Here is a 23,577-nt window from a genome sequence, read left to right as displayed (position 1 = left end):
CGGGATGCGGGACACCGGGTGGATACGGCAAGATCACGAGTGGATGTCACGGGGATCGCGGCGCGCCTAGTGCGCCAGGGGCGGCACCGATCTACCGTGAACGCTGGCGAGTGATTTCTGCTCATGTCGTGGGAGGTGCACGGTGCGCGCGCTGCGGGTCGTCGGGCTCTCGGATGACGGGAAGACCGTCATCTGCGAGGACTCGGCGCGGGGCGAGCGTTTCACCCTTCCAGCGGACGAGCGGCTGCGTGCGGCCGCCCGAGGAGACGTCACCCGACTCGGCCAGATCGAGATCGAGCTGGAGAGCCAGATGCGTCCTCGTGAGATCCAGGCCCGCATCCGTGCGGGCGAGTCCGTGGAACAGGTCGCCGAGGCGGCCGGGATCCCGACCCACAAGATCGAGCGCTTCGCCTACCCGGTGCTGCTCGAGCGCTCCCGCTACGCCGAGATGGCCCAGCGCGCGCACCCGGTGCGCGAGGACGGCCCCGACGTGCAGACCCTCGACGAGGTCGTGCAGCAGGCGTTCACCCTGCGCGGCCAGGAGTACGCCGAGGTCGCCCAGTGGGACTCGTGGCGCAACGACGAGGGCAAGTGGATCGTCCGCCTGAGCTGGACCGCGGGCCGGTCGCACAACCGCGCCCACTGGGCGTTCAGCACCGGCGCGCACGGCGGCACGGTCGCCCCGCTCGACGAGCACGCCCACGACCTGCTCGACCCGCAGCCCACCCGCACCCTGCGCACGGTCCGGCCGGTGACCGAGCTGGCCCAGGCCGCGATGGACCTGGAGACGACCGAGGTCGAGGCCGCCGCGGCCCAGCCGTCGCCCCCGGCGCAGGCGCAGGTCCCCCAGCCCGCGCCGACCCGCGACGCCGAGCAGGACTTCGTCGAGGACTTCGAGCTCGCCCCGGAGCCCGTGCCCGCCGCCCCGGCCGCGCTGGCCGAGCAGGAGCTCGCCCCCGAGCCCGTGGTGGAGCAGCAGCCCGCGGCGTTGGTCGAGTTCCCGGAGGAGCAGGTCGAGCCCGTGGTGGACGACGAGCGCCAGGAAGCCCTCATCGAGGAGGCCGAGCCCACCGCCCCGGCGCCCCGGCGGGCCAAGGGCAAGAAGGCCCGGCCGATCGTGCCGTCGTGGGAGGACGTCCTGCTCGGCACCCGCTCCAACCGGGGCTGAGCCGCGGGGCGGTCCGCGCTACCAGACGCCGTCCCCCGGCACCTGGTCGAGCAGTTCGACCGCCCACCCCTCCTCCGCGCACCACCGCGTCGCCGCCTCCCGGCTCAGCGGCTGCGCCGAACTGGTCGACGAGGACCCGAGCCCCGTCCACCCGTCGACCGCGAGCAGGTAGGCACGGGAACCGCGCATGGCCAGCAGACGTCCTCGCGGGAACGCCATGGTGGCCGCGGCGCGCAGGAATCGAACTGTCATGAGCACATGATGCCCCCATACCCGTGGGAAACCGTCCTTGTCATCACCGGATCGTGTGCAACCTCTGTGCCACAAGAGAAATCTCCCCAGCGAAAATGAGGTGTCGTTTGTCGGTTCCCCTCGCTACCGTCGAAGCACATCCGAGGGGGACCCATGAAGGCACCGAGCTCACAGCTGGCATCGCTGCGCGTGCTCGGCCCGTACGTGGCGCCGGTGCGCGGCCGCTTGATCGGCGCGACCGTCGCGATGCTCGGCTCGATGCTGTGCGGGCTGGCGATTCCCCTTGTGGTGAAGGCGATCCTGGACGGGCCGGTGGCAGGCGGCGACCCCGCGGCGCTGTGGCCGCTCATCGCCATGGTGGCCGGGCTGGGCGTCGTGGAGTCCGTGCTGTTCTTCATGCGGCGGCGGCTGGTGAGCCTGCCGAGCACGCTCGCCGAGGCGCGGATGCGCGACGACCTGTACCGCCACCTGCAACGGCTGCCGGTCTCCTTCCACGACCAGTGGCAGTCCGGGCAACTGCTGTCGCGGGCGATCAGCGACCTGTCGACGCTGCGGCGCTACATCGGGTTCGCGGGGGTCTTCCTGGTGGTCAACTCGATGACGCTCGTCATCGGCATCGGGGTGCTGTTCACGCTGTCGCCCTGGCTGGGGCTGATCACGCTGGTGTGCTCGATCCCGCTGGTGGTCGTCTCCTACCGGTTCGAGGACGAGTACGCGCTGCTGGCCCGCCGCGCCCAGGACCAGACCGGTGACCTGACGACGACGGTCGAGGAGTCCGTGCTGGGCATCCGGGTGCTCAAGGCGTTCGGCCGGGGCCCGGACATCGCGCGCCGCTTCGCCGCGCAGGCCCGCGGGCTGCGGGAGACCGAGCTGGCGAAGTACCGGGTGGCGGCGGGGCTGATCGCGGTCATCATCCTGCTGCCGGAGCTGGGGATCGGGTTGCAGCTCGTGGTCGGGTCGCTCGGCGTGGCCCAGGGCTCGGTGTCGGTGGGCACGCTGGTCGCGGCGATCACCGTGGCGACCTTCCTGCGCTGGCCGACCGACTCGATCGGCTGGCTGCTGGCCGAGACCAACCAGGCCGCGACGGCGTGCCAGCGGTTCCGCGAGGTGCTCGACGCCCCGGTCACCATCACCGACCCGCCGCAGCCGCGACCGCTGCCCGACGGCGGCGGCGAGCTGCGCCTGGTCGACGTGCGCTACGCCTACCCCGGCTCGGCGGAGGAGGTGCTGCGCGGCGTCGACCTGGTGGTGCGCCCCGGCGAGACGCTGGCCCTGGTCGGGGCGACCGGCTCGGGCAAGACCACGCTCACCGCCCTGATCCCCCGACTCGCCGACGCCACCTCCGGCCAGGTGCTGCTCGACGGGGTCGACGTGCGCGACCTCGCCCTCGCCGACCTGCGCACCGCCGTGGCCACCGCGTTCGAGGAACCGGTCCTGTTCTCGGCGAGCGTGCGCGAGAACGTCGCCCTGGCCAACCCGGGCGCCACCGACGAGCAGATCGCCACGGCCCTGCGCATCGCCCAGGCCGACACGTTCGTCAACGCCCTGCCCTGGGGCCTGGCGACCCGGATCGGCGAGGAGGGCCTGTCGCTGTCCGGCGGCCAGCGCCAACGCCTGGCCCTCGCCCGCGCCGTCGTGGGCAGCCCCCGCCTGCTCGTGCTCGACGACCCCCTCTCCGCCCTCGACGTGCACACCGAGGCCGAGGTCGAGAAGGCCCTGCGCCTGGTGCTGCGCGACGCCACCGCCCTGGTCGTCGCGCACCGGTCCAGCACCGTCCGGCTGGCCGACCGGGTGGCCCTGCTCGAGGACGGCCGCATCACCGCGATCGGCACCCACCGGGACCTGCTCGACACCACCCCGGCCTACCGCCGCCTGCTGTCCACTTTGGACGAGGAGATGCAGCCGGTGGGCACGCCGTGACCACCGGCCCCGACCACGGCACAGGTGGTGCCACCCGCCAGGGACCTGCGCGCCCGGTGGTCCACAATGGACAAGAGGGAGAAGCAGGCGGTGCGCGCCCCGTGACGGACAAGCAGGCCCCGAGCGCCGACCTCGACTGGCAGGGCGTCGCGGCGGAGGAGACCGCCGAGGTCGAGGTGGGCGTGGGCGTCAAGCTGCGCAAGCGGTCCCGGGCACTGCTGGGCACGCTCCTGCGGCCCCGGCGCAAGCAGCTCGCGCTGTCGTTCGCCCTCGTCGTCGCCTACAACGCCGCCTCGCTGACCGGGCCGCTGCTCGTCGCCGTCGCGCTCGACTCCGGCATCCCGGACGCGCTCGGCGGGGACCCGGGCACGCTGGCCTGGTGCCTGGCGGCGTACCTGGTGCTCAGCGTGATCGCGTCCGGTGTCTACTACGTCTTCATGCGCTACTCCGGGCGCATCGGCCGCGACGTCATCATCGATCTGCGGCAGCGGGTGTTCGACCACTCGGGCAGGCTGTCGATCGGGTTCCACGAGGGCTACACCTCCGGCAAGGTCGTGTCCCGGATGACCAGCGACACCGAGGCGCTGGAGGACCTCGTCGACAACAGCGTGGAGAACACGCTGACGGCGCTGCTGTCGCTGGTCGGCATCCTGGTGCTGCTCGTGGTGCTCGACCTGCCGCTGGCGCTGCTGGCGCTGTCCGGGCTGCTGCCGATCTACCTGGCCCTGCGCTGGTTCCGCTCCCGCTCCGACCGCGCCTACCGGGGCACGCGCGGCGCGATCGCCAAGGTCATCGTGCAGTTCGTCGAGTCGATGAACGGTATGCGCGCGGTGCAGGCGTTCGGCAGGCAGGAGCGCAACGAGGAGATCATGGGCGCGCTCAACGCCGATTTCCAGGAGGCGAACCGGCGGGCGTTCAACGTGCTGGGCGTGTTCACCATGGCCGTGCGGCTGGTGGGCAACCTGACGATCGTGGCCGTGCTGGCGATCGGGGCGGTGCGGGTGATCGACGGCGGGCTGGGCCTGGGCGTGCTGACCGCGTTCACCCTGTACCTGCGCCGGTTCTACGACCCGCTCGACCAGTTGGCCATGTTCGCCAACCAGTACTCCTCGGCCGTGGCGGCGCTGGAGAAGATCTCCGGCCTGCTCGAGGAGCGCCCAGACGTCCCCGAGCCCGCCGACCCCGTCCCGCTGCCGCGGGCGCGCGGCGGCCGGGCGATCACCTTCGACCGCGTGGCGTTCCGCTACCGCGCGGACACCCCGGTGGTGCTGCACCCACTGGACCTGGAGGTCCCGGCGGGCCAGACCGTGGCGCTGGTGGGGCCGACCGGCGCGGGCAAGTCGACGCTGGCCAAGCTGGTGGCCCGCTTCTACGACCCCACCCAGGGCGCCGTCCGGCTCGACGGGGTGGACGTGCGCTCGGTGGCCGACGCCGAGCTGCGCCGCTCGGTGGTCATGGTGACCCAGGAGAACTTCCTGTTCAGCGGCTCGGTGGCGGACAACATCGCCCTGGGCGACCCCGGCGCCACCCGGGCCCAGGTCGAGGCCGCCGCCGAGGCCGTCGGCGCGCACGGCTTCATCACCGCCCTCCCCGAGGGCTACGACACCGACGTCCGCAAACGCGGCGGCCGCCTGTCCGCGGGCCAGCGCCAGGTCATCGCCTTCGCCCGCGCCTACCTCGCCGACCCGGCCGTCCTCGTCCTGGACGAGGCCACCTCCAGCCTCGACGCCCCCACCGAGCGCATCGTCCAGCAAGCCATGGAGTCGGTCCTCTCCGACCGCACCGCCCTGATCATCGCCCACCGCTTCTCCACCGTCCTCATAGCCGACCGGGCCCTGGTCGTCCGCGACGGCCGGGTGGTCGAGGACGCCACCCCCCAAGCCCTGATCGCCGCGGGCGGCGATTTCGCCGAGCTGCACCGGACCTGGCGCGAATCCCTGGTGTGAGGCATCTCAGAGAACGCCCGCCCGCGCTGCCCGGGGCTTGCTTGGCCTGGTCGACCGGAGGCAGCCCGACATGGTCGCCCCGTTGAGGGCGCGCGGGTGGGTGGAGTCGGATGACGAGCCCGCCTCGGCGCGCACACCATGATCATGGAATACCCGGCCGCAGCGGCGAAGACGGCACACCACCTCATTCCGGACTGATCTTCAATCCGGGTCGGGCCAGGAGTGGACCGGCGCCCCGGTGGCGCTGTGCTCCATGTAGCGGGCCAGCATGCCGGTGAGGGCCTGGTCGCGGGTGCGGCCGCGGGCCTCCAGGGCCGCCACCGCGTCCCGCTGCCAGGAGGCGCCGGTGCGGCGGGCCAGGCAGCGGCTCTCGATGACGCCCAGGTAGCGGTCTCTGGCCTCGGCTGAGACGCCGAGGTCGCGGAGGCCGAGTTCGGACAAGGGGAGGAGCCTGCGGAGCACGAGGTCGTCGGGGGCGACGCGGCCCTCGCCCGGCCAGTAGAGGCGGGCGGCGAGGCCGTGGCGGGCGCCCGCGTGCAGGTTCTCCTCGGCGGCCTGGAAGGACATCATCGTCCACACCGGAGGTTCCTGGAGGGTGAGGGCGTGCTGGGCGCCGTAGAAGAACACGGCGTTGGCCACCAGGTCGATGACCGTCGGGCCCGAGGGCAGGACGCGGTTCTCCACGCGCAGGTGGGGACCCGAGGCGCCGATGTCGTAGACCGGGCGGTTCCAGCGCCAGATGGTGCCGTTGTGCAGGCGCAGCTCGGACAGGCGGGGGACGTGGCCCGCGTCGAGGGCGTCGAGGGGGTCCTCGTCGTCGACCTCGGCGAGCAGGCCGGGGAAGTAGCGGCAGTTCTCCTCGAACAGGTCCGCGATCGAGGAGATCCAGCGCTCGCCGAACCACACCCTGGGGCGCACGCCCTGGTTCTTGAGCTCGTCCGGGCGGGTGTCGGTCGCCTGCAGGAACAGCGGGATGCGGGTCTCGTGCCACAGCGCCTTGCGCAGCAGGAACGGGGAGTTGGCGCCGATGGCGACCTGCACGCCCGCCAGGCACTGCGCGGCGTTCCAGAACGGCGCGAACTCCGCCGGGGCGACCATGCGGTGCAACTGGGTGGAGGTGCACGCCGACTCGGCCAGGATCGAGTCGTGCAGGCTGCGCAGCGACTCGGAGTCGCGGCCGGGCAGCGCGATGCCCTCCATCGCCAGCCGCACGTCCTCGCCCCTGGCGGCGACGATGCGGTCGTTGAGCAGGCGGTAGCGGGGGTCGGCGGTCAGCCAGCGGGCGTCGAAGTGCTCGGCGCGCAGGGTGGGCAGGCTGCCGATCATGACCAGGGCCGCGCCGGTGTCCTCGGCCCGGCCCGCGGCCTCGGCCAGCGATTCGGTCAGCTCGCGTTCCAGGCCGAGTGGCTCGTCGCCGGTGATCGGGCGCGGCGGCACGTTCAGCTCGAGGTTGTGCTGGCCGAGCTCGGTGGTGAACCGGGGGTCGTCCAGCTTCTCCAGGACGACGCGGTTGAGCATGGCGGGCCGGTGCTCGGCGTCGACGAGGCTGAACTCGATCTCCAGCCCCATCGTCGGCGGGGCGGGCGCGAACCCGCCCTCGTCGAGCATCCGGCGCAGGGCGGCGAGGCCGCGTCGGAGCTTGTGCCGGTGCCGCTCGCGGTCGGCCTGGGTTCCCGCATCGGATCGCACGTCCTGGCCCACTTTCGCCCCTCCCCGTCCGCCCCCGGGTGACCAACACTCGCACGGCGGACAGCGCGCTGCCAGCGCCCAAATTAGTGCACTGCGTGATACGTGAGTGACACTCGGCAACGAGATCGTCACCCGCTGAAGCGCGCGAGCGGACGTGCGAGACTGCGCGGGTGGCGCAGGTGATCGAGGTGGACGACCCGGCCGACCCCCGGTTGGACGACTTCCGGGACCTGTCGACCGCGGACCGCAGGCCGGACCGGCCCGGCGGCCGCGGCTTGGTCATCGCCGAGGGGGTCGTGGTCGTGCAGCGGCTGCTGGCCTCCCGGTACCCGGTGCGCGCGCTGCTCGGCGTGCGGCGCCGGGTCGAGGCGCTGGCCGAGGAGCTGGCGGGGGTGGACGCGCCCGCCTACGTCGCCACGGCGGAGGTGATGGCCGCGGCCGTCGGCTTCCACCTCAACCGGGGCGTGCTGGCCGCCGCCGACCGCGCCGCCCCGCCGGAGCTGGCCGAGCTGACCGCGTCGGCCCGCACGCTCGCGGTGCTGGAGGGCGTCGGCGACCACGAGAACCTCGGGTCGCTGTTCCGCAACGCCGCCGCGCTCGGCGTCGACGGCGTGCTGCTGGGCCCCGGCTGCTCGGACCCGCTCTACCGGCGCAGCGTCCGGGTGTCGATGGGCCACGTGCTCGCGGTCCCGTTCGCCCCGCTGGACCCGCTGCCGCAGGGGTTGGCGCGGCTGCGGGCAGCGGGCTTCCGCGTCCTCGCGCTGACCCCGAGGGCCGACTCGGTCCCCTTGTCCTCAGTGGACAACGGGGGGCGGGTCGCGCTGCTGCTCGGCTCGGAGGGCCCCGGCCTGACCGACGAGGCGATCGCGGCGGCCGACGCGGCGGTGCGCATCCCGATGGCGCGCGAGGTCGACTCGCTCAACGTGGCGACCGCGGGCGCGGTCGCCTTCTACGCACTCGGACTCGGAGGGGACGCCGGTGGAACTGCGCATCAGGGATGACCGTCCCGTCCTGGTCGGCCACGACGGCGCGGCCGTCCGGGAGGTCGACCCGGACTCGCTGCCGCTGGGCCACGACCTGACCGGGGCGCTGCGCGAGTGGGCCAGGGTGGCCACCGCGGTCGACCGGGGCGAGGCCGACTCGGCCGCGCCGATGGTCTCCCGGCGCGGCGCGCAGCTCGCCGGGCGGATCGCCGCGGTGATGGGCGTGCCGGTGACCTACGTCGACCCGGTCAGCGGCGAGGTCACGCACCTGGTCCCCGACCCCCCGCGCCCGGCGCCGCCGCCCCCGGCCGAGCCCGCGCCCTGGTCGACCGGGTCGACGGTCGCGGTGTTCGCCATGGTGATCAGCGGTGTGGCGGTCATCGGGCTGGCCGCGACCCTGCGCGAGACCAACGCGCTGCTGGCGCTGGTGTCGAACGTGGTCATCACCGCCGGTCTGGCGCCCTCGGTCTGGCTGGCCCGCCGGGTGGTGGTCTGGCGCTGGGTGGCGGCCGGGGTCGCCGCGGGCCTGGCCGTGAGCTGGCTGGCACTGCCCTTCATCATCCTCACCTGACCGGGGCGACCCATCCCACACCCCGGGGTGCCGGGCGCTCCGCACTTCTTGCGAGTAGGTTGCAAGTAAGACCTAATTGCGATTACGAAGTGAGGTACGCGCGTGGCTCCCTACGTCCTGCCCGAGCTGGACTACGACTACGGGCAACTCGAGCCTGCGATCATCGGGCAGATCAACGAGCTGCACCACAGCAAGCACCACGCCGCCTACGTCAAGGGTGTCAACGACACCCTGGAGAAGCTCGACGAGGCCCGGGACTCCGGCGACTTCGGCTCGATCGTCGGCCTCGAGACCACCCTGGCCTTCAACCTGGCCGGGCACACCCTGCACATCCAGTGGTGGAAAAACCTGAGCCCGAACGGCGGCGACAAGCCGACCGGCGAGCTCGCCGCGGCCATCGACCAGGACTTCGGGTCCTTCGACAAGCTGCGCGCGCAGCTCAACGCGGCCGCCACGACCATCCAGGGCTCGGGCTGGGGCATCCTCGCCTGGGACCCGGTCGGCAACCGCCTGATCACCCAGCAGCTCAAGGACCACCACTCGAACCTGTCCATCGGCACCACGCCGCTGCTGGTGTTCGACACCTGGGAGCACGCGTACTACCTGCAGTACAAGAACGTGAAGGCCGACTACATCAACAGCCTGTGGAACATCGTCGACTGGAACGACGTGGCCACCCGCTTCGAGGCCGCCCGCTCCGGCGGCTTCGTCGGCCTGACGCCGCCCGCCGCGCGGTAGGGCGCAGAGAACTCGGCGGGGATGCTCCGACAAGCCCCTCGCCGGGAAGTGCGAGGCCCCCACTCCCGGACGCTGGGAGTGGGGGCCTCGCTGTTTCCCGAACTGACTGCCGCTCCCACCACGAAGCGGACAAGACTTAGGTTAGCCTTACTTCACTCGGGACGCAAGACCCTCGTCGGAAAACACCGGAGGACGCCACCCGCCCGGGTGACGCCCTCCAGCTTTGCCCAGCTCAGCCCGGACGCAGCACCCGCAGACCGCGCACCCGGGCCGGCAGTCGGACCCCGCCACGACGGGCGAGGACCACACCGCAGACCACTGCGGCCAGCGCCGCGACCGTCCCGCCGACCAACAGCGGCGAGCGCCCGCCCAGACTGCTGGCGAGCCACCCGGTCAACGGCGCGCCCACCGGGTTGCCGCCGAGGAAGACCAGCATGTACAGGCCCATGACCCGGCCGCGCATCTCCGGCGACACCGCCAACTGCACGGTGGTGTTCGCCGTGGTCATGAAGGTCATCACCGCGAAGCCCACCGGCACCAGCGCCAGCGCGAAGGTCAGGTAGCTGGGCATCAGCCCGGCGACGACCTCCAGCACGCCGAAGGTGAACGCGGCCAGCAGCAGCCGCCGGGTGCGCGGGCGCTGCCCGGAGCGGCGAGCGGCCAGCAGGGCGCCGCAGAGGGTGCCGATGGCCAGCGTCGTCGACAGCAGGCCGTAGCCTGCCGCGTCCCGCTGGAAGACGTTCGCGGCCACCACCGCGAGGCTGACGAAGAAGGTCATCCCGAAGGTGCTGACGAAGAACACCAGGACCATGACCGTCATCAGGTCCGGCCTGCCCCAGACGTAGCGCAACCCCTCGCGCAACTGCCCCTTCGCCCGTTGCAGACGGGGGCCGGAGAGCAGCTTCGCCGGGTCCATCATGACCAGGCCGACGATGACGGCGACGGTGAGCACGGCGTTGCCGAGGAACAGCCAGCCGGTGCCGACCAGGGTGATCATGACGCCCGCGATCGCCGGGCCGACGATCCTGGCCAGGTTGAAGCTGGTCGAGTTGAGCGCGACGGCGTTGGTCACCTGGTCGCGGCCGACGATCTCCACCACGAACGACTGCCGGGTGGGCACCTCGACGGCGGTGAACACGCCCAGGACGAAGCAGAACAGGTAGACGTGCCAGACCTGGACCAGGCCGGTGACGTCGAGCAGCCCGAGCAGCAGCGCGCTCATCGCGATCGCCGCCTGCACCCCGATCAGCATCTTGCGCTTGTCGAAACGGTCGGCCAGCACCCCCGCCCACAGCGACAACATCAGCGTCGGCAGGAACTGCAGCGCGGCGGCGATGCCCAGGGCGACCGGGTTGTTGTCGGTGAGCACCAGGACCAGCCAGTCCTGGGCGATGCGCTGCATCCAGGTGCCCACGTTGGACACGACCTGGCCGGTGGCGAACAGCCGGTAGTTGCGCACCCGCAGGGACGAGAACATGCCCTGCTCGGGCGCTGGGGTTTCGGGGGACCTCGGCCTGCCGGTGTCCGAGAGGGTCGTGTCGTCGTGGGGTCGCTGCTCTCGGGTGTCACCCGCGTAGGTCCGCATCTAGTCCTTGTTCCCCGCCATCCTGTCGATGATCTCCGCGGCCCGGTCGAGGATCTCCCGTTCAGCCGGGCCGAGTTCGGCCAACCTGCGGTCCAGCCAGGCCTCGCGCGCGCTGATGTCCGCCGCGACCCGCTGCCGCCCGGTGTCGGTGAGCCCCACGATCGCCTGCCGACCGTCGTCCGGGTTGACTCCGCGGCTCACGTGCCCGGCCTCCTCCAGCGCGGCGATGACCCTGGTCATCGACGGCGGTCGCACCCCTTCCACACCCGCCAGCCGCCCCGCCGACATCGGCCCGCACTTCGCCAGGCTCGCCAGCGCCGAGAGCTGGGTGAGCGAGAGGTCGTCCGCGGTCCGCTGGGCCCGCAACCTGCGGTTCAGCCGCACCACCGCCAGCCGCAACCGACTGGTGAGTCCGCGCTGCCCACTGTCCGACACAGTTTGTTAGCTTAGCTCAGCAAACAAATCGTCTCCACCTCTTAACGCGCACATCACACCTGGGCGACCATGGGCGCGTGATCGACGAGTGGCTGGCGGACGCGTTCGGGGTTCGGGCGGACCGGGTCGAACCGGTGACCAGGGCGACCTGGCGGGTGCGGGCGGACGGCCTGGACCTCGCCGTGAAGGTGGGGGTGGGGCAGTGCGGCGCCCTGGTCGCCGAGCACGTCGGGCTCGGCGACGGCGTGCGGACCGTGGACGGGGAGCCGGTCTCGGTGCGCGACGGCCGGTGGATGGCGGTCTCGCGCTGGAACGGCGGCGTGCTCGGGGTCGAGGCCGAGATGACCGCTCAGCACTGGCGCAGCCTGGGCGGTCTCCTGCGGCGCGTGCACTCGGCGCCGCGGCGGGCCGGGCTGCCGGAGGACCGGCACGACCTGGGTGCGCTGCTCGCCCGGCTGGAGGCGACGCGGTGGCGGGGGCACCCGGTGGTGCGGGACCTGCGGGCGCGGGCGGTGGAGCTGGCCGGACTGCCCGCCGGGCCGCGCGGGGTGTGCCACGGCGACCCGCACCTGGGCAACACCTTCGCGCACGCGGACGGGACGGTGTCGCTCATCGACTGGGACGACGCGGTGTCGGCGCGGCCGGAGTGGGACGTGATGTTCGTGCTGGGCGGGGGCGTGCTGGCCGACCGGCTGGTGGGGGCGGCCGAGCAGGAGTGGTTCAGCGAGGGGTACGGGAGGCCGGTCAGCGCGCCGCACCTGGCGTTCCACCCGTGCGTGCGGGCGCTGACCGACCTCGTGGAGCTGGCCGAGGAGGGCGGCGCGGCGGCCGGGGGCCACATCGCCGACATCCTCGGGGTGACCGGCCCCGCCGCCGTCAGGAGCTGAGGGCCGCCTCGATGGGGCCGATGGCGAAGTAGACGACGAAGGCGACCGCGACGCCCCACATCAGGGGGTGGACCCTGCGGGCCTTGCCGGTCACCAGTTGCAGGACGACGTAGGTCACGAAGCCCGCGCCGATGCCGTTGGCGATCGAGTAGGTGAACGGCATGACCACGATGGTCAGGAAGGCGGGCAGGGCGTTGCTGAAGTCGGTGAAGTCGATGTCGGTGACCTGGGCCATCATCATCGCGCCGACGACCACCAGCGCCGGGGCGGCGGCCTCGATGGGGATGACCTGGTAGAGCGGGGTGAAGAACATCGCCGCCAGGAACAGCAGGCCGGTGACCACGTTCGCCAGGCCGGTCCTGGCCCCCTCGGCGATGCCCGCCGCCGACTCGATGAACACGGTGTTGGAACTCGTCGACGCCACGCCGCCCGCGACCGCGCCGACCCCGTCGACGAACAGGGCCTTGTTGGTGTTGGGGAGCTGGCCGTCCTCGTCGAGCAGGTCGGCCTCCTTGCCCAGGCCGGTCATGGTGCCGATGGTGTCGAAGAAGTCGGTCAGCACCAGCGTGAACACCAGCAGCGCCGCGGTCAGCGCCGGGATGCGGCCCCACGCGCCGAACGACACCTCGCCGACCAGCGACAGGTCCGGCAGCGAGAAGAACGAGTCGGGCAGGCCGGGGTAGCCCAGGTTCCACCCCTTGGGGTTGGTGCCCTGCGACGGCCCGGCGTCGACGATGGCCTCGAGGACGATCGCGAACACCGTCGTCCCCAGCACGCCGATCAGGATGGCCCCGCGCACCTTCTTCGCCACCAGGACCGCCATGGCCACCAGGCCCACCACGAACACCAGCGTCGGCCACGACGCGATGGACCCGTCGATCCCGAGTCCGACTGGGACGGTCGTGCCCGCCGCGTCCGGCACCCTGCGGACGAACCCGGCGTCGACCAGCCCGATGATGGTGATGAACAGCCCGATGCCGACCGCGATCGCCGACTTGAGCGGTGCGGGCACGGCGTTGAACACCGCCTTGCGCACCCCGGTCAGCACCAGCAGCAACACCACCACGCCGTTCACCACGACCAGGCCCATCGCCTCCGGCCAGGTCATCTGCGGCGCGATCGACACCGCGACCAGCGTGTTGATGCCCAGCCCCGTCGCCAGCGCGAACGGGGCGTTGGCCACCATCCCGAACAGGATCGTCATTACCCCGGCCACCAGCGCGGTCGCCGCCGCGACCTGCCCGACCGGCAGGATGTCGCCGAACAGGTCCGTGTGCGCCCCCGCGTCGTCGGCGGAGAAGCTGCCGAGGATCAGCGGGTTGAGCACCACGATGTAGGCCATCGTCACGAAGGTGACGACCCCGCCGCGCACCTCCCTGCCGATCGTGGAGTCGCGGTCGCTGATCCGGAAGAACCGGTCGATCGGACTCCGCGCGCCAGGCTCGGCCGCCTCGGGCGTGGTCTCGGTGGCCATGCCGTAGCCTCCCGGTTGTGGCCGGACCGTCAGACGAGCGACCGGGGCACCTGCGCCCCACTCCCCCGCTCCCGCGGAGGCTGCTGGCACTCGCCCCCGTCGTATACCTGTGCACCGGCGGGTGGATGGTCGCAGCGGTCGTCCTGCTCGTCGCCCACTACGGCTTCGACCGGACGCCACCGATCTGGCTGTGGACGGCGCTGTCCGGTGTGGCGATGGGGATTCTAGGGGCCGGGGTCATGCTCTGGCAGCAGCGCGCTGTCGACCGCGGTTCGCGCACGGCGCAACGCCTCGACTGAACCAGTCTGGTCCGCGTGGCAGGCCGTGGGCCACTCGCGCTCGCTGGAGTTCGAGTTGTCCACGGGGCCCGAGTTGTCCACAGGCAAGATCGACTACCCCCGCTTTCGCGGCCCCCGGGTCCTGGGACGCCCACCAGAGGTGTGGCGGGGCGTGCGCGGCGGGGGTGCGGCTTGGCCGTGGGGGCGTTGGGTCGTGCTGGGGTCTCGTTCGGTGCGAGTCGTGGTCGGGTGGTCCCTGGCAGCGCGGCTGTCGCGACCACGGACTCCCACAACGCGGCCTAGGTGAGGTAGTGGGACGGTTCCTCGATGAGGGCCGTGAGCAGGTGGCGTTGGTCCCAGCGGTCCGTTGTCCACGCGAGCGCCCGGGCCAGGGCCTCCGGGGTGTCCTCGCAGTGCGGGACGCCGTCCTCGGTCACCCACCACGACGTCGGGTGGTCGCCCGTGTCCGTGCGGACCACCAGCTTGTCGTGGACGACCGCGCTGCCGAGCGGGGGTTCCACGCCCAGGAGCTCGCAGGCGGCGGCGACCGCGCCCAGTTCTGACCAGGCCACCGGTTCGCCGACCGAAACAACCTCGGCGTCGAGGACCTCGGTGGCCAGCTCCAGGTCCAGCAGCTCCGCCAGGGGCTCGGCCAACGCGAAGTCGGGTCCGGCCGAGACGACCTGGTCTTCGCCCAGGACGGCCAGGGGCCAGGGGGCGTCGAGGACGACGCAGTCGGGGGCGACGGTGCCGGAGAGGGTGCGGGTGTTCTCGGGCAGGCGGACGTCGGCGGGGTCGAAGTCCTCGATGGCCTCGGCGAGGGCCGCGTGGGTGCGCAGGACGGCGCCGGGGTGCAGGGCGCGGTCGGGGTCGCCGAGGCGGATGAGGAGGTCCTCGGCGTCCTCGGCGGTGTGGACCGCCAGTTCCGCGCGGACGCCGATGGCGGCGAGGACCCGGGGGTCGAGGCCCAGGTCGGGGACGACGTCGTAGAGGCCGTCGAGGTCGGTGGCCGCCGGCAGGCGCCAGTGGGTGGGCGGGTGGCCGCCGAGCAGGGCGTTGCGGGCGATCCACCAGCCGGTGTGGCCGTCGGGGGCGAGCAGGGCGCGCCAGGTGTCCGGCTCGGCGGCGAGCAGGGCCAGCGCGCGCGGCCAGGCGTCGTCGGTGACCAGGTCGAGGTCGCGGACGGCCAGCACGCGGGTGGGCGGCTCGGCGCGGGCGTCCCACCACTGGGCCTCGTCGGCCAGGCCGTGGTCGGGGCCGGTGGGGGCGTCGTCGTCGACCAGGGCGAACGCGTCGAGCACGCCCAGGGCGGACAGCACGTGGTCGGGCCACTCGGTGGCCAGCTCGGCCGACAGCACGCCGACCGGGGCGTCCTCGTCGAGCAGGTCGAGCAGCGGGGAGCCGGGCAGCATCAGCTCGTCGGCGCGGCGCCAGTCGCCGACGGAGTCGGGCAGGGCCAGGGCGCCCAGCCACGCGCGCTCCCCCGGCCGCACCCCGGCGTCGCGGACCAGCCGCAGCACCACGGGGACCAGGCCCGGCGAGTCCACACCGGACTCGACGTCGTCCAGGCTGCGCTCGACGGCGTCCTGCAGGCCCCCGGCGTCGAGCAGGTCGACCGGGCCGCCGAGGCGGGCGCCGAGGCGTTCGAGCACCGGGTGCGCGGCCTCGGCGTGCACGACGCGCAGCGCGCCGACCTCGGCGCGGGTGAGCAGGTCGAGCAATTCCGGGTCGTCGACCACGATCGACCCGGCCGGGCCGGGCAGGGTGCGGCCGTCGGCCAGCGGGACCGGCAGCGCGCCCAGTTCGGTGCGCGCGGTCGCGTCGGTCTCGACCACCGGGGCGAGCGCGGAGTACAGGGCGTGCCACCAAGACGGCGGGCGGGCCACGCCCGTGATGGCCTCGACGACGTCGCCGAGGCCGCGCCTGGTGACCTCGAGGGCGGCCAGCGCGGCGGTGTGCTGGCGCGCCGAGAGGAACCCGGCGGCGACATCGGGCAGCACGGAGCAGACCAGGTCGGCCAGGCCCGCGCCCTCGGCGTCGAGCACGGTGGCGCGCGCGGGGGCGAGCAGCCGGGGTTCGGCGTCGCCCGCGGCGGGCAGCCAGACCGCCTGGCGCAGCCGGGCGAGCACCAGCTCGCGCAGCTTGTCGTCCACTTCGGACAAGGGGAAGCCGATGACCGGCACCAGGGCCGTGCGGTGCTCCGGCGCGACCTGCCCGACCAGCGCGGGGTAGGCCCGCGCCGCGGCGGCGAGCACCGCGTCGGCGGCCGGGCCGGGGCGCAGCCGCCGCCGCGAGGGCTCGATCGGCAGGGTGGCGATCAGCCGCGCGGGCAGCGAAAGCCGCTCGTCGGTCGGGGTCGGCGCGTGCAGCACGCCCTCGGGCAGCGGCAGCGGCACGCCGTCGGCGTCGACGCGCGCGGCCCAGCTCACCGACCACTCAGGACGCTCGCGGGCCTCGACGCCGAGCTGGGCGACGACCTCGTCGGGCAGCACGCCGAACACCCGGTGCACCACCCAGTCGGCGACGCCGTCCGGGCCGTGCACGCGCACCCGGTCGCCGTCCTCGCGCCACCACGCCCGGCCGCCGACCTCGATGCGGTCCAGACCGGGCAGCGCCAGCAGCACGTCCTCGGCCTGGGCGGCGAAGTCGGCCAGCAGCGCGTCGCCGTCGACACCCGCGCGCAGCGGCAGCCGGACCTCGGTGGCGAAGCCCTCCGGCGGCGCCTCGCCGGTCGTCGGCCACACCAGCCGCAGCACCGGCACCCGCCCGCCGCGCTCGTCGGCGCGGGTGGCCAGGTCGGGGTAGGCGGACAGCTCGGCGCGGGTGCGCTCGGCGGAGAAGGCGACCCCGGCCGCGGCGGTGACCACGCGCGGGGCGTCGGTGACGGCCAGGACCGCGGCGAAGCCGACGCCGAACTGGCCGACGCCCTGGCTGGGGCCCTTGGCCGAGGCGCGCAGCGAGGCCAGCGCGGCCACGCCGTCGGCGTCGAGCGGGGCCCCGGTGTTGGCCGCGCGCAGCTCGCCGTCGACCAGGTCGACGCGCAGGGTGCCGCGCTGCCCGGCCGCGTCCGCGGCGTTCTGGGCCAGCTCGACGAGCAGGCGGTCGCGGTAGCCGCCGAGGTAGAGGTCTTCCTCGGCGTTGGCGTCCTCGCGGAAGCGGGTCGGCGACGAGGCCCACGCGGTCACGACGGACGCGCGCAGCGCCTCGGTGCCGAACGGGTCGGCGGCGCTCACCCGGTGGTGTCGGTGGGCTGGCCGGAGTCCTCCGGCGCGGCCTCGGCCTGCTCGACGGCGGCGACCGCCGCGGCCTCCGGCGACTGCTCGGCCGGGCCGTCGGTGCGCTCGGCGGGCGCGGCCTCGTCGACCTCGGGCACCTCGGCGACGGTCTCGAGCTCCTCGCCGTCGGGCACCTGCTCGGCGCGCTCGTTGACCTCGACGTCCACGGTGGAGTCGTCGTAGATCAGCTCGGTGACCAGGACCGGGCTGACCTGCTCGACCTCGGCCTCGGAGTGCGCGCCGCAGCCGTACTCGGCGTGCACCACCCGGCCGTCGGCCGGGGCGACCTCGTTGGCGCAGACGCCGAACGCCGCGCCGAGCGACCCGGCGATCGAGGCGTAGAAGCCGCAGGTGCCGCAGTGCGCGGGGGCGCCGCGGGCCATGTCCGCGCCGGGGCCGAAGTCGCCGCCGCGCCAGCGGTCGGCGGCGTCGAGCCTGCCCTCGCGGGAGAGCACGCGCGGGCGGCCGAGGCCGACCTCCAGCGCGACCGCCTCCACGGCGGGGTCGTCGCTGGCCACGTAGCCCGCGACCAGGCGCGGGTCGTCGGCCTCGGTGGGCAGCAGGTCGCCGACGCCCATGTCGCCGGGGCGCACGCGCTCGTTCCACGGCACCCAGCGCGGCGCGACCATGGCGTCCTCGCCGGGGACCAGCACGACCTCGCTGATGGTCACCGGCTCGCCGCGCCCGGCGTTGGCCACGGTGACGGCCCAGCGCCAGCCCAGATAGCCGGGCAGGCCCGCCTCGAACAGGTGGGTCACCGAGGCGGCGTCCTCCGCCACCACGGCCACGTGCTCGCCCACTTCACCGCCCGCGGACTCGGCGGCGGCGGCGCGCGCGAAGTCGACCGCCGCTGTCAGGGCGGGATCGGTCTCGGCTTCTGGTGCTCGCGTCGAGGTCATCACGGGTGATTGTGCCCCACGGGTCGAACGGGCCGCGCAGCCGTGTCAGGCTGGGCCGGTGACCGCCCGCCTGACCGTCGCCACCGCGCTGTTGCTGATCGCGACGAGCGGGTGCGCGCACGCCGCCCCGGCCCCCGCCGCGACCTCGGGACCTGCGACGATGCGGGTCGAGGTGCTGGCCCGGCTGCCGCACGACCCGACGGCGTTCACCCAGGGCCTGGAGATCGCCGACGGCACGCTGTACGAGGGGACCGGCCTCGCGGGCCAGTCGCGGATCCGGGCGCTGGACCCGGCCACCGGCGCGCCCCGGGCGGAGGTGGCGCTGCCGCCGGAGCTGTTCGGCGAGGGCATCACCGTCGTCGGCGACCGGATCTGGCAGATCACCTGGCAGAACGGGGTCGCCATCGAGCGCGACCGGGCGACGCTGGCCGAGCGGCGGCGGGTGTCCTACACCGGCGAGGGCTGGGGTCTGTGCCACGACGGGGCCCGGCTGGTGATGAGCGACGGGTCGGCCACGCTGACCTTCCGCGACCCGGCCACCTTCGCCCCGACCGGCGAGGTGCGGGTCGTCGACGGCGGCACGCCGGTCGGCGAGCTCAACGAGCTCGAGTGCGTCGACGGGGCCGTCTACGCGAACGTGTGGAAAACCGACCGGATCGTGCGGATCGATCCCGGCTCCGGCCGGGTGACCGGGTCCGCCGACCTGTCCGGGCTGCTGACCGGCGCGGAGCAGCAGGGCGTCGACGTGCTCAACGGGATCGCCGCCGTGCCCGGCACCGACGAGTTCCTGGTGACCGGGAAGCTGTGGCCCGCCCTGTTCCGGGTCCGCCTCGCACCCGCGACGTGATCGGCCTGACCTGCCCGTCCCGCTGCTGAGCGGGACCTGGGTACGGCAGGATGAGCGGTGTGTTCCGCTCGGGCCCAGAAGACGACCACCCCGACCGCAGGCCCCGCCGCGGTCGCAGGCCGTGGGTGACGCCCGCGCGCCCCGACCAACCCCGGGCCGAACCCCGTGAACGCCGCCGCGACGAGCCACCGCCGCAGCGGCGCGGCGCCCTCGGCTGGACCGAGCAGCCCCGCCGCGGCTCGACGCGCCCGCTGCCCGAGCCCGGCGACCACTACGAGACCTACGGCGACCTCGAGCGCCGCCGCTCCCGCGGCGACGACCGCTTCCACAACGACCCCCGCCGCCCGCACGGCTACCGCGACGAACGGGACGACCGCGACTGGCGCCCCCGTGACTCCTACGAACGCGAGTCCCACGCCCGAGAGCGCTACGACCAGCCCGACTACGACCGGCAGCCCCGCGACGACCGCCGGGACCGCGGCTACCGCGACCAGGGCTACGCGGACCGCGACTACCAAGACCGTGACCATCGGGACCGTGACCACCGGGAGCCGCCACGCGACCCCCGGGACCAGGACCCGCGGGAGCAGCCCGCCGACCGCGCGGGCGCCCCGCAGTACCCGAAGAAGCTCACCGTCACCCGCGTCACCGCGCTGCGCAGCAGGCAACTGACCTCGAAGGCCGTCGGCGCGTTCCGCAAGGCCGCCAACGCCGACGGCGCGGACAAGTCCGGCCTGACCGCGCTGACCTACGCCACGATGCTCAACTACGCCAGCGACGCGGCGATGGCCGTCGCGCTGGCCAACACGCTGTTCTTCTCCGCGGCCAGCGGCGAGTCCAAGGGCAAGGTCGCGCTCTACCTGCTGATCACCGTCGCCCCGTTCGCGCTGGTCGCCCCGGTCATCGGGCCGCTGCTGGACAAGCTGCAGCGGGGTCGGCGGCTGGCGATGTGCGCGGTGTCGCTCGGGCAGGCGATCGCGTGCCTGGTGATGGCGATGCACTTCGACGACTGGCTGCTCTACCCGGCGGCGTTGTCGAAGATGGTCCTGTCCAAGTCGTTCACCGTGCTCAAGGCGGCGATCACCCCGAGGGTGCTGCCACCGGAGATCACCCTGGCAAAGACCAACGCCCGGTTGACGGTGTTCGGCCTGGTGGCCGGTGGTGTGTTCGGCGCGGTCGCGGCCGGGTTGGCCAACCTGTTCGGGTCATCGGGCGCGCTGTGGTTCTGCGTGGCCATCAGCGCGCTCGGGGCGGCGCAGGCGCTGCGGATACCGGCGTGGGTCGAGGTCACCGAGGGCGAGGTGCCCGCCTCGATCAGCGCGGCGCCGTCGAAGCCGAAGCGGCAGCCCATGGGCAGGCACGTGGTGGTCTCGCTCTGGGGCAACGGCACGATCCGGGTGCTGACCGGCTTCCTGATGATGTTCGCGGCGTTCGCCGTCCGGGGGCAGAACGAGAGCGACCCGTTCCAGCAGATCCTGCTGCTCGGCGTCATCGCGGGCGCGGCGGGCGCGGGCAGCTTCATCGGCAACGCGATCGGCGCGCGGGTGCACGTGGGCAACCCGGAGCAGGTGGTGCTGGGCTGCCTGGTCGGGGCGCTGGTGTCGACCGTGCTGGCCACCGTGGTGGCCGGGATCGTCACCGCCGCGCTCGTGGGCCTGGTCGGCGCGGTCGCCTCCGCGCTGGCCAAGAACAGCCTGGACGCGGTGATCCAGGACGACCTGCCGGAGGAGTCGCGGGCCTCGGCGTTCGGCCGCTCGGAGACGGTGCTGCAACTGGGCTGGGTGTTCGGCGGCGCGACCGGCGTGCTGCTGCCGCCCATCTGGTGGGTCGGCTTCCTGGTGGTGACCGCGATGCTCGCCGTCGGCCTCACCCAGACCCTGCTGACCAGGCGCGGGGCGTCGCTGATCCCCGGCCTCGGCGGCGAGCGGCCCGCCCGCCCCAGGGCGGTGAGCAGGCCCGTCCGGCCCGGACCCGGCGAGCGGCGCGGCGGCCCGTAGGGTCAGCGGTGTGCGTCGAGTCCTGATCACGGTCCTGGCCAGCGCCGCCGCCCTCGTCGGCTGCGCCGCCCCCAGCCAGCCCGAAGTGACCTTCTACGCCGACGGCCAGTCCGTCGCGACCGGCCCGCGGGTGCGCTTCGACGTCGCCAACGGGCGCGAGGTCCGCGACGAGGCGGCCCTGGTGCGGCTGCCGGTCCGGCCGGGCGAGCCGGTGCAGATCTCGGTCCCGGCCCAGCTCAGCGACCACGCCTGGTCGGTCAGCTTCTCCTACCTCGACGCCGCGGGCGAGCGCGTCGACGGCGGCAGCGAGCTGTTCCTGCCCGGCGACGGCCAGCACGCGTACACGCTGGCGCTGCCGCCGGGCTCCCGCAAGCTGCTGCTGGTGTCGGTCCAGGAGGTCGTGTTCCTGAACGGGATCGAGCCGGTGGTCTCCGCGTACTGGGACATGGAGACCCCGGCCTAGCCGGCTACGGGTCGAGCTCGCGGGCGACCGCGCGCATGACCTCGGCGATCCGCTTGGTCATCTTGCGGTCGGGGTAGCGCGAGCGGGCCAGGTCCGGCTGGATCGTCGACTCCAGCATCTTGATCATGTCCTCGACCAGCCCGTGCAGCTCCTCGGCAGGTCGCCGCCGCGCCTCCACCACCGAGGGCGGGGCGTCCACCAGCCGCACCGACAGCGCCTGCGGGCCCCTGCGCCCGTCGGCGACGCCGAACTCGATGCGCTGGCCCGCCTTGAGGCCGGTGACCCCGGCGGGCAGCGCGGAGGAGCGGACGTAGACGTCTTCGCCCTCGTCCTGCGTGACGAACCCGAAACCCTTCTCCGAGTCGTACCACTTGACCTTGCCGGTCGGCACCTGTCTCACCGTTCCCTCGTCGTCATGACTCCCCCACCTCGCGCGGCGACCAACAGCCGCACAAGACGAACGCGCCCGGGGGCGTGCCCTGGACGCGTCCCGCAAGCCTATGCCACAGTGGGGCCCGAGGTCATGTTCGCCTCACCACCACCCGGGCGTTACCTGAGCGGTGGTATCTATCCTGACCCCATGACCGCACCCGCTCGCCGCACGGTGGTGTTCAACGCTGCCCTCGCGCTCTTCGGCATCGGCCTGGTCGCCGTTGTGGCGATCTTCGTGATGAGCATGGCCGGGGTGCACGCGCCGTGGTTGTGGGCGGTGTCGATGGCGTTTCCGATCGGTCTCATGCTGGCGGTGTGGGACACCGTTCGGAATCGCCGGTCGTAGAGCGCGGGGACTGGGGTCAGGACGCCAGGGTCAGGTGGGTGTTCAGCCAGGCGGGGAAGTCCAAGAGGGAGTCGAGGACCACGTCTGCGCCTGCGGCGCGGAGGGCGTCGGCGGTCAGGGGGCCGGTGGGGACTCCGACTGAGAGGGCCCCCGCCGCCCTCGCGCCCCGGACGTCGCCTTCGTGGTCGCCGACGTAGATCGTCGCGCCGTGGGCGCGCAGGGCTTCGGCCTTGGCCTCGGCCCACAGTTCACCCGCCAGGGCGTCGACGGTCCAGCCGAGGGCGTCGAGGTGGCGCTGGGCGTTGGGGCCGTACTTGCCGGTGACGACGAGGGTGCGGCCACCTCGGGCCCGCACGGCGGCGAGGGCTTCGGCCGCGCCGGGCAGCGGCAGCGTGGAGGGGATGACCGTCGTGGGGTAGAGCTCGCGGAAGCGGGTGATCAGGGCGGGGATGCGCTCCTCCGGGGCCTCGAACCCGCGCAGGACCATGTCCAGCGGGGGGCCGAGGTTGGCGGCGAAGTGCTCCCCGTCGAGCGCCAGTCCCGACTCGGCGGCCAGGGCGTTCATGGCGGCGGCCATTCCGGGGCGGGCGTCGATCAGCGTCATGTCGAGGTCGAAGCCGACGGCCAGGCTCATCCGGCCATCATCGCTGGGCGCCGACCAGGGAGTCGAGGTAGGGGCCGAACACGGCGGCGACGCCGCGGGCGGGCTGGGCGGTCGGGGACGCGGCGTGACTGACGGCCAGCCGGACCAGGTTCTCCGCGACGAAGCGCAGCTCGACCTCCTCGACCTGCGGCCAGGTGGCCTTGAGGCAGGCGGTGAGCCGGGCCGTGGCCGCGGACAGCACCGGGCCCGCCTGGTTGGTCACCAGGTTCAGCAGCCCGTCGCCGCCGTCGCCCGCGACGATGGCCTTGACCAGCGGCTGGTCGGCGGCCGCGGCCAGGAAGACCTCGAAGGCGGCGGTGACCGCGGCTCGCGGGTCGAGCGCGTTGGCGCGCACGGCCTCCTCGACCGCGGCGAGGAAGCGGTCGACCTCGCGGAGGATGTACTCCTGGGCGAAGGCGGGTCTGCTGCCGAACTCCTTGTACAGGGTCTGCCTGCTCACGCCGGCGGCCGCCGCGACGTCGGCCATCGTGAGGTCCGACCACCCCTTGTCGCGCAGCAGCTCACCGGCCGCGTCGAACAGAGTGTCGCGCAGCAGCGCCTTCGCGGCCTCGGCGTAGGGAAGCCGTGCTCGGAAGGTGGTCATGCGATCACGCTGTCAGCAGGTGCGGAAAGTGTCAAAGAGGTGGACGCCACAAATCCGATTCTGGTTCATTTCTTGTCATCGAACGCCAATCCGTTGCGGCACAGCATGTTTCGGGCGAACGACTCTCCCCGGGGAATTAGTCCGT

Annotated in this window: 22 protein-coding genes; 12 read left to right on the top strand and 10 right to left on the bottom strand. The window is 73.3% G+C overall.

The window, feature by feature from the left end:
- The first annotated feature begins 142 nt into the window (after nt 1–142).
- Nucleotides 143–1,168 (top strand): septation protein SepH, encoded by a 1,026-nt coding sequence (gene sepH / locus GCL84_RS22885; RefSeq protein ID WP_156757579.1) that lies wholly within the window; start codon nt 143–145, stop codon nt 1,166–1,168.
- A gap of 18 nt (nt 1,169–1,186) precedes the next feature.
- On the opposite strand, the gene GCL84_RS22880 is transcribed toward sepH, so the two are convergent.
- Nucleotides 1,187–1,420, bottom strand: a complete 234-nt coding sequence (locus tag GCL84_RS22880) for a hypothetical protein (protein WP_235926609.1) — start codon at nt 1,418–1,420, stop codon at nt 1,187–1,189.
- 153 nt (nt 1,421–1,573) lie between these two features.
- On the opposite strand from GCL84_RS22880, the gene GCL84_RS22875 reads away from it, so the two are divergent.
- A complete protein-coding gene (locus GCL84_RS22875; RefSeq protein WP_156757578.1) occupies nt 1,574–3,340 on the top strand; it encodes an ABC transporter ATP-binding protein in 1,767 nt (588 codons plus the stop codon).
- A gap of 101 nt (nt 3,341–3,441) precedes the next feature.
- Nucleotides 3,442–5,286: an ABC transporter ATP-binding protein gene (locus GCL84_RS22870; protein WP_235926607.1), complete on the top strand. Its 1,845-nt coding sequence runs from the start codon at nt 3,442–3,444 to the stop codon at nt 5,284–5,286.
- A 201-nt stretch (nt 5,287–5,487) separates the two neighbouring features.
- Here the strand turns inward: GCL84_RS22870 and GCL84_RS22865 are convergent, their stop codons facing one another.
- Nucleotides 5,488–6,987 carry a glutamate--cysteine ligase family protein gene (locus tag GCL84_RS22865; protein WP_156757576.1) on the bottom strand — a complete coding sequence of 500 codons (1,500 nt, stop codon included), beginning with the start codon at nt 6,985–6,987 and terminating at the stop codon, nt 5,488–5,490.
- Nucleotides 6,988–7,145: 158 nt separating this feature from the next.
- Here GCL84_RS22865 and GCL84_RS22860 point away from each other — a divergent pair, with 158 nt between their 5' ends.
- From GCL84_RS22860 to GCL84_RS22850, 3 genes are all read left to right on the top strand, one after another.
- On the top strand, nt 7,146–7,976 hold the full coding sequence (locus GCL84_RS22860; protein ID WP_156757575.1) for a TrmH family RNA methyltransferase: 831 nt from the start codon (nt 7,146–7,148) through the stop codon (nt 7,974–7,976).
- Nucleotides 7,954–8,529 (top strand): DUF2537 domain-containing protein, encoded by a 576-nt coding sequence (locus GCL84_RS22855; protein WP_156757574.1) that lies wholly within the window; start codon nt 7,954–7,956, stop codon nt 8,527–8,529. The genes GCL84_RS22860 and GCL84_RS22855 overlap by 23 nt, the downstream gene beginning before the upstream one ends.
- Before the next feature lie 102 nt (nt 8,530–8,631).
- Nucleotides 8,632–9,267, top strand: coding sequence for a superoxide dismutase (locus GCL84_RS22850; protein WP_156757573.1), 636 nt, complete (start codon nt 8,632–8,634; stop codon nt 9,265–9,267).
- Nucleotides 9,268–9,499: 232 nt separating this feature from the next.
- Here GCL84_RS22850 and GCL84_RS22845 read toward each other — a convergent pair whose 3' ends face one another.
- Both GCL84_RS22845 and GCL84_RS22840 read right to left on the bottom strand, forming a co-directional pair.
- The gene (locus tag GCL84_RS22845) at nt 9,500–10,744 is read right to left on the bottom strand and encodes an MFS transporter (protein WP_156757666.1); all 1,245 of its coding nucleotides are present in this window, start codon (nt 10,742–10,744) and stop codon (nt 9,500–9,502) included.
- A 108-nt stretch (nt 10,745–10,852) separates the two neighbouring features.
- Complete coding sequence (locus tag GCL84_RS22840; RefSeq protein ID WP_156757572.1) at nt 10,853–11,287, bottom strand: MarR family winged helix-turn-helix transcriptional regulator; 435 nt, start codon at nt 11,285–11,287, stop codon at nt 10,853–10,855.
- A gap of 77 nt (nt 11,288–11,364) precedes the next feature.
- Here GCL84_RS22840 and GCL84_RS22835 point away from each other — a divergent pair, with 77 nt between their 5' ends.
- Nucleotides 11,365–12,174, top strand: a complete 810-nt coding sequence (locus GCL84_RS22835) for a phosphotransferase (protein WP_156757571.1) — start codon at nt 11,365–11,367, stop codon at nt 12,172–12,174.
- On the opposite strand, the gene GCL84_RS22830 is transcribed toward GCL84_RS22835, so the two are convergent.
- Nucleotides 12,164–13,648 (bottom strand): NCS2 family permease, encoded by a 1,485-nt coding sequence (locus tag GCL84_RS22830; RefSeq protein ID WP_156757570.1) that lies wholly within the window; start codon nt 13,646–13,648, stop codon nt 12,164–12,166. The two genes, GCL84_RS22835 and GCL84_RS22830, sit on opposite strands and share 11 nt — an antisense overlap.
- A 17-nt stretch (nt 13,649–13,665) precedes the next feature.
- On the opposite strand from GCL84_RS22830, the gene GCL84_RS22825 reads away from it, so the two are divergent.
- Nucleotides 13,666–13,947, top strand: a complete 282-nt coding sequence (locus tag GCL84_RS22825; protein ID WP_235926605.1) for a DUF2530 domain-containing protein — start codon at nt 13,666–13,668, stop codon at nt 13,945–13,947.
- Between the two features lie 278 nt (nt 13,948–14,225).
- Here GCL84_RS22825 and GCL84_RS22820 read toward each other — a convergent pair whose 3' ends face one another.
- Complete coding sequence (locus GCL84_RS22820) at nt 14,226–17,159, bottom strand: sacsin N-terminal ATP-binding-like domain-containing protein (protein ID WP_156757569.1); 2,934 nt, start codon at nt 17,157–17,159, stop codon at nt 14,226–14,228.
- A complete protein-coding gene (locus GCL84_RS22815; protein ID WP_156757568.1) occupies nt 17,156–18,100 on the bottom strand; it encodes a DUF3027 domain-containing protein in 945 nt (314 codons plus the stop codon). The genes GCL84_RS22820 and GCL84_RS22815 overlap by 4 nt, the downstream gene beginning before the upstream one ends.
- Nucleotides 18,101–18,158: 58 nt before the next feature.
- Between GCL84_RS22815 and GCL84_RS22810 the strand changes: the two genes are divergently transcribed.
- From GCL84_RS22810 to GCL84_RS22800, 3 genes are read left to right on the top strand one after another with little or no spacing between them, the layout of a single operon-like run.
- A complete protein-coding gene (locus GCL84_RS22810) occupies nt 18,159–18,947 on the top strand; it encodes a glutaminyl-peptide cyclotransferase (protein ID WP_235926603.1) in 789 nt (262 codons plus the stop codon).
- Nucleotides 18,948–18,997: 50 nt separating this feature from the next.
- Nucleotides 18,998–20,944 carry an MFS transporter gene (locus GCL84_RS22805; RefSeq protein WP_156757567.1) on the top strand — a complete coding sequence of 649 codons (1,947 nt, stop codon included), beginning with the start codon at nt 18,998–19,000 and terminating at the stop codon, nt 20,942–20,944.
- Between the two features lie 10 nt (nt 20,945–20,954).
- The gene (locus GCL84_RS22800) at nt 20,955–21,407 is read left to right on the top strand and encodes a DUF2771 family protein (protein ID WP_156757566.1); all 453 of its coding nucleotides are present in this window, start codon (nt 20,955–20,957) and stop codon (nt 21,405–21,407) included.
- A gap of 4 nt (nt 21,408–21,411) precedes the next feature.
- Here GCL84_RS22800 and GCL84_RS22795 read toward each other — a convergent pair whose 3' ends face one another.
- Nucleotides 21,412–21,798 carry a cold-shock protein gene (locus GCL84_RS22795; protein WP_156757663.1) on the bottom strand — a complete coding sequence of 129 codons (387 nt, stop codon included), beginning with the start codon at nt 21,796–21,798 and terminating at the stop codon, nt 21,412–21,414.
- Nucleotides 21,799–21,987: 189 nt separating this feature from the next.
- Between GCL84_RS22795 and GCL84_RS22790 the strand changes: the two genes are divergently transcribed.
- Nucleotides 21,988–22,185: a hypothetical protein gene (locus GCL84_RS22790; RefSeq protein WP_156757565.1), complete on the top strand. Its 198-nt coding sequence runs from the start codon at nt 21,988–21,990 to the stop codon at nt 22,183–22,185.
- 16 nt (nt 22,186–22,201) lie between these two features.
- On the opposite strand, the gene GCL84_RS22785 is transcribed toward GCL84_RS22790, so the two are convergent.
- Both GCL84_RS22785 and GCL84_RS22780 read right to left on the bottom strand, forming a co-directional pair.
- Nucleotides 22,202–22,819 (bottom strand): HAD family hydrolase, encoded by a 618-nt coding sequence (locus GCL84_RS22785; protein ID WP_156757564.1) that lies wholly within the window; start codon nt 22,817–22,819, stop codon nt 22,202–22,204.
- Between the two features lie 7 nt (nt 22,820–22,826).
- Nucleotides 22,827–23,432 (bottom strand): TetR/AcrR family transcriptional regulator, encoded by a 606-nt coding sequence (locus GCL84_RS22780; RefSeq protein WP_156757563.1) that lies wholly within the window; start codon nt 23,430–23,432, stop codon nt 22,827–22,829.
- Nucleotides 23,433–23,577: the final 145 nt, after the last annotated feature.

The sequence above is a fragment of the Actinokineospora pegani genome (assembly GCF_009745975.1).
Lineage (GTDB): Bacteria > Actinomycetota > Actinomycetes > Mycobacteriales > Pseudonocardiaceae > Actinokineospora > Actinokineospora pegani.
This window is presented reverse-complemented; position numbering and strand designations above follow the sequence as displayed.

Coding starts and splice junctions, on each gene's coding strand:
- GCL84_RS22785 (WP_156757564.1), bottom strand. CDS start 22,819: ATGAGCCTGGCCGTCGGCTTCGACCTCGACATGACGCTGATCGACGCC.
- GCL84_RS22830 (WP_156757570.1), bottom strand. CDS start 13,648: ATGGCCACCGAGACCACGCCCGAGGCGGCCGAGCCTGGCGCGCGGAGT.
- GCL84_RS22875 (WP_156757578.1), top strand. CDS start 1,574: ATGAAGGCACCGAGCTCACAGCTGGCATCGCTGCGCGTGCTCGGCCCG.
- GCL84_RS22780 (WP_156757563.1), bottom strand. CDS start 23,432: ATGACCACCTTCCGAGCACGGCTTCCCTACGCCGAGGCCGCGAAGGCG.
- GCL84_RS22815 (WP_156757568.1), bottom strand. CDS start 18,100: ATGACCTCGACGCGAGCACCAGAAGCCGAGACCGATCCCGCCCTGACA.
- GCL84_RS22805 (WP_156757567.1), top strand. CDS start 18,998: ATGAGCGGTGTGTTCCGCTCGGGCCCAGAAGACGACCACCCCGACCGC.
- GCL84_RS22880 (WP_235926609.1), bottom strand. CDS start 1,420: ATGACAGTTCGATTCCTGCGCGCCGCGGCCACCATGGCGTTCCCGCGA.
- GCL84_RS22845 (WP_156757666.1), bottom strand. CDS start 10,744: ATGTTCTCGTCCCTGCGGGTGCGCAACTACCGGCTGTTCGCCACCGGC.
- GCL84_RS22790 (WP_156757565.1), top strand. CDS start 21,988: ATGACCGCACCCGCTCGCCGCACGGTGGTGTTCAACGCTGCCCTCGCG.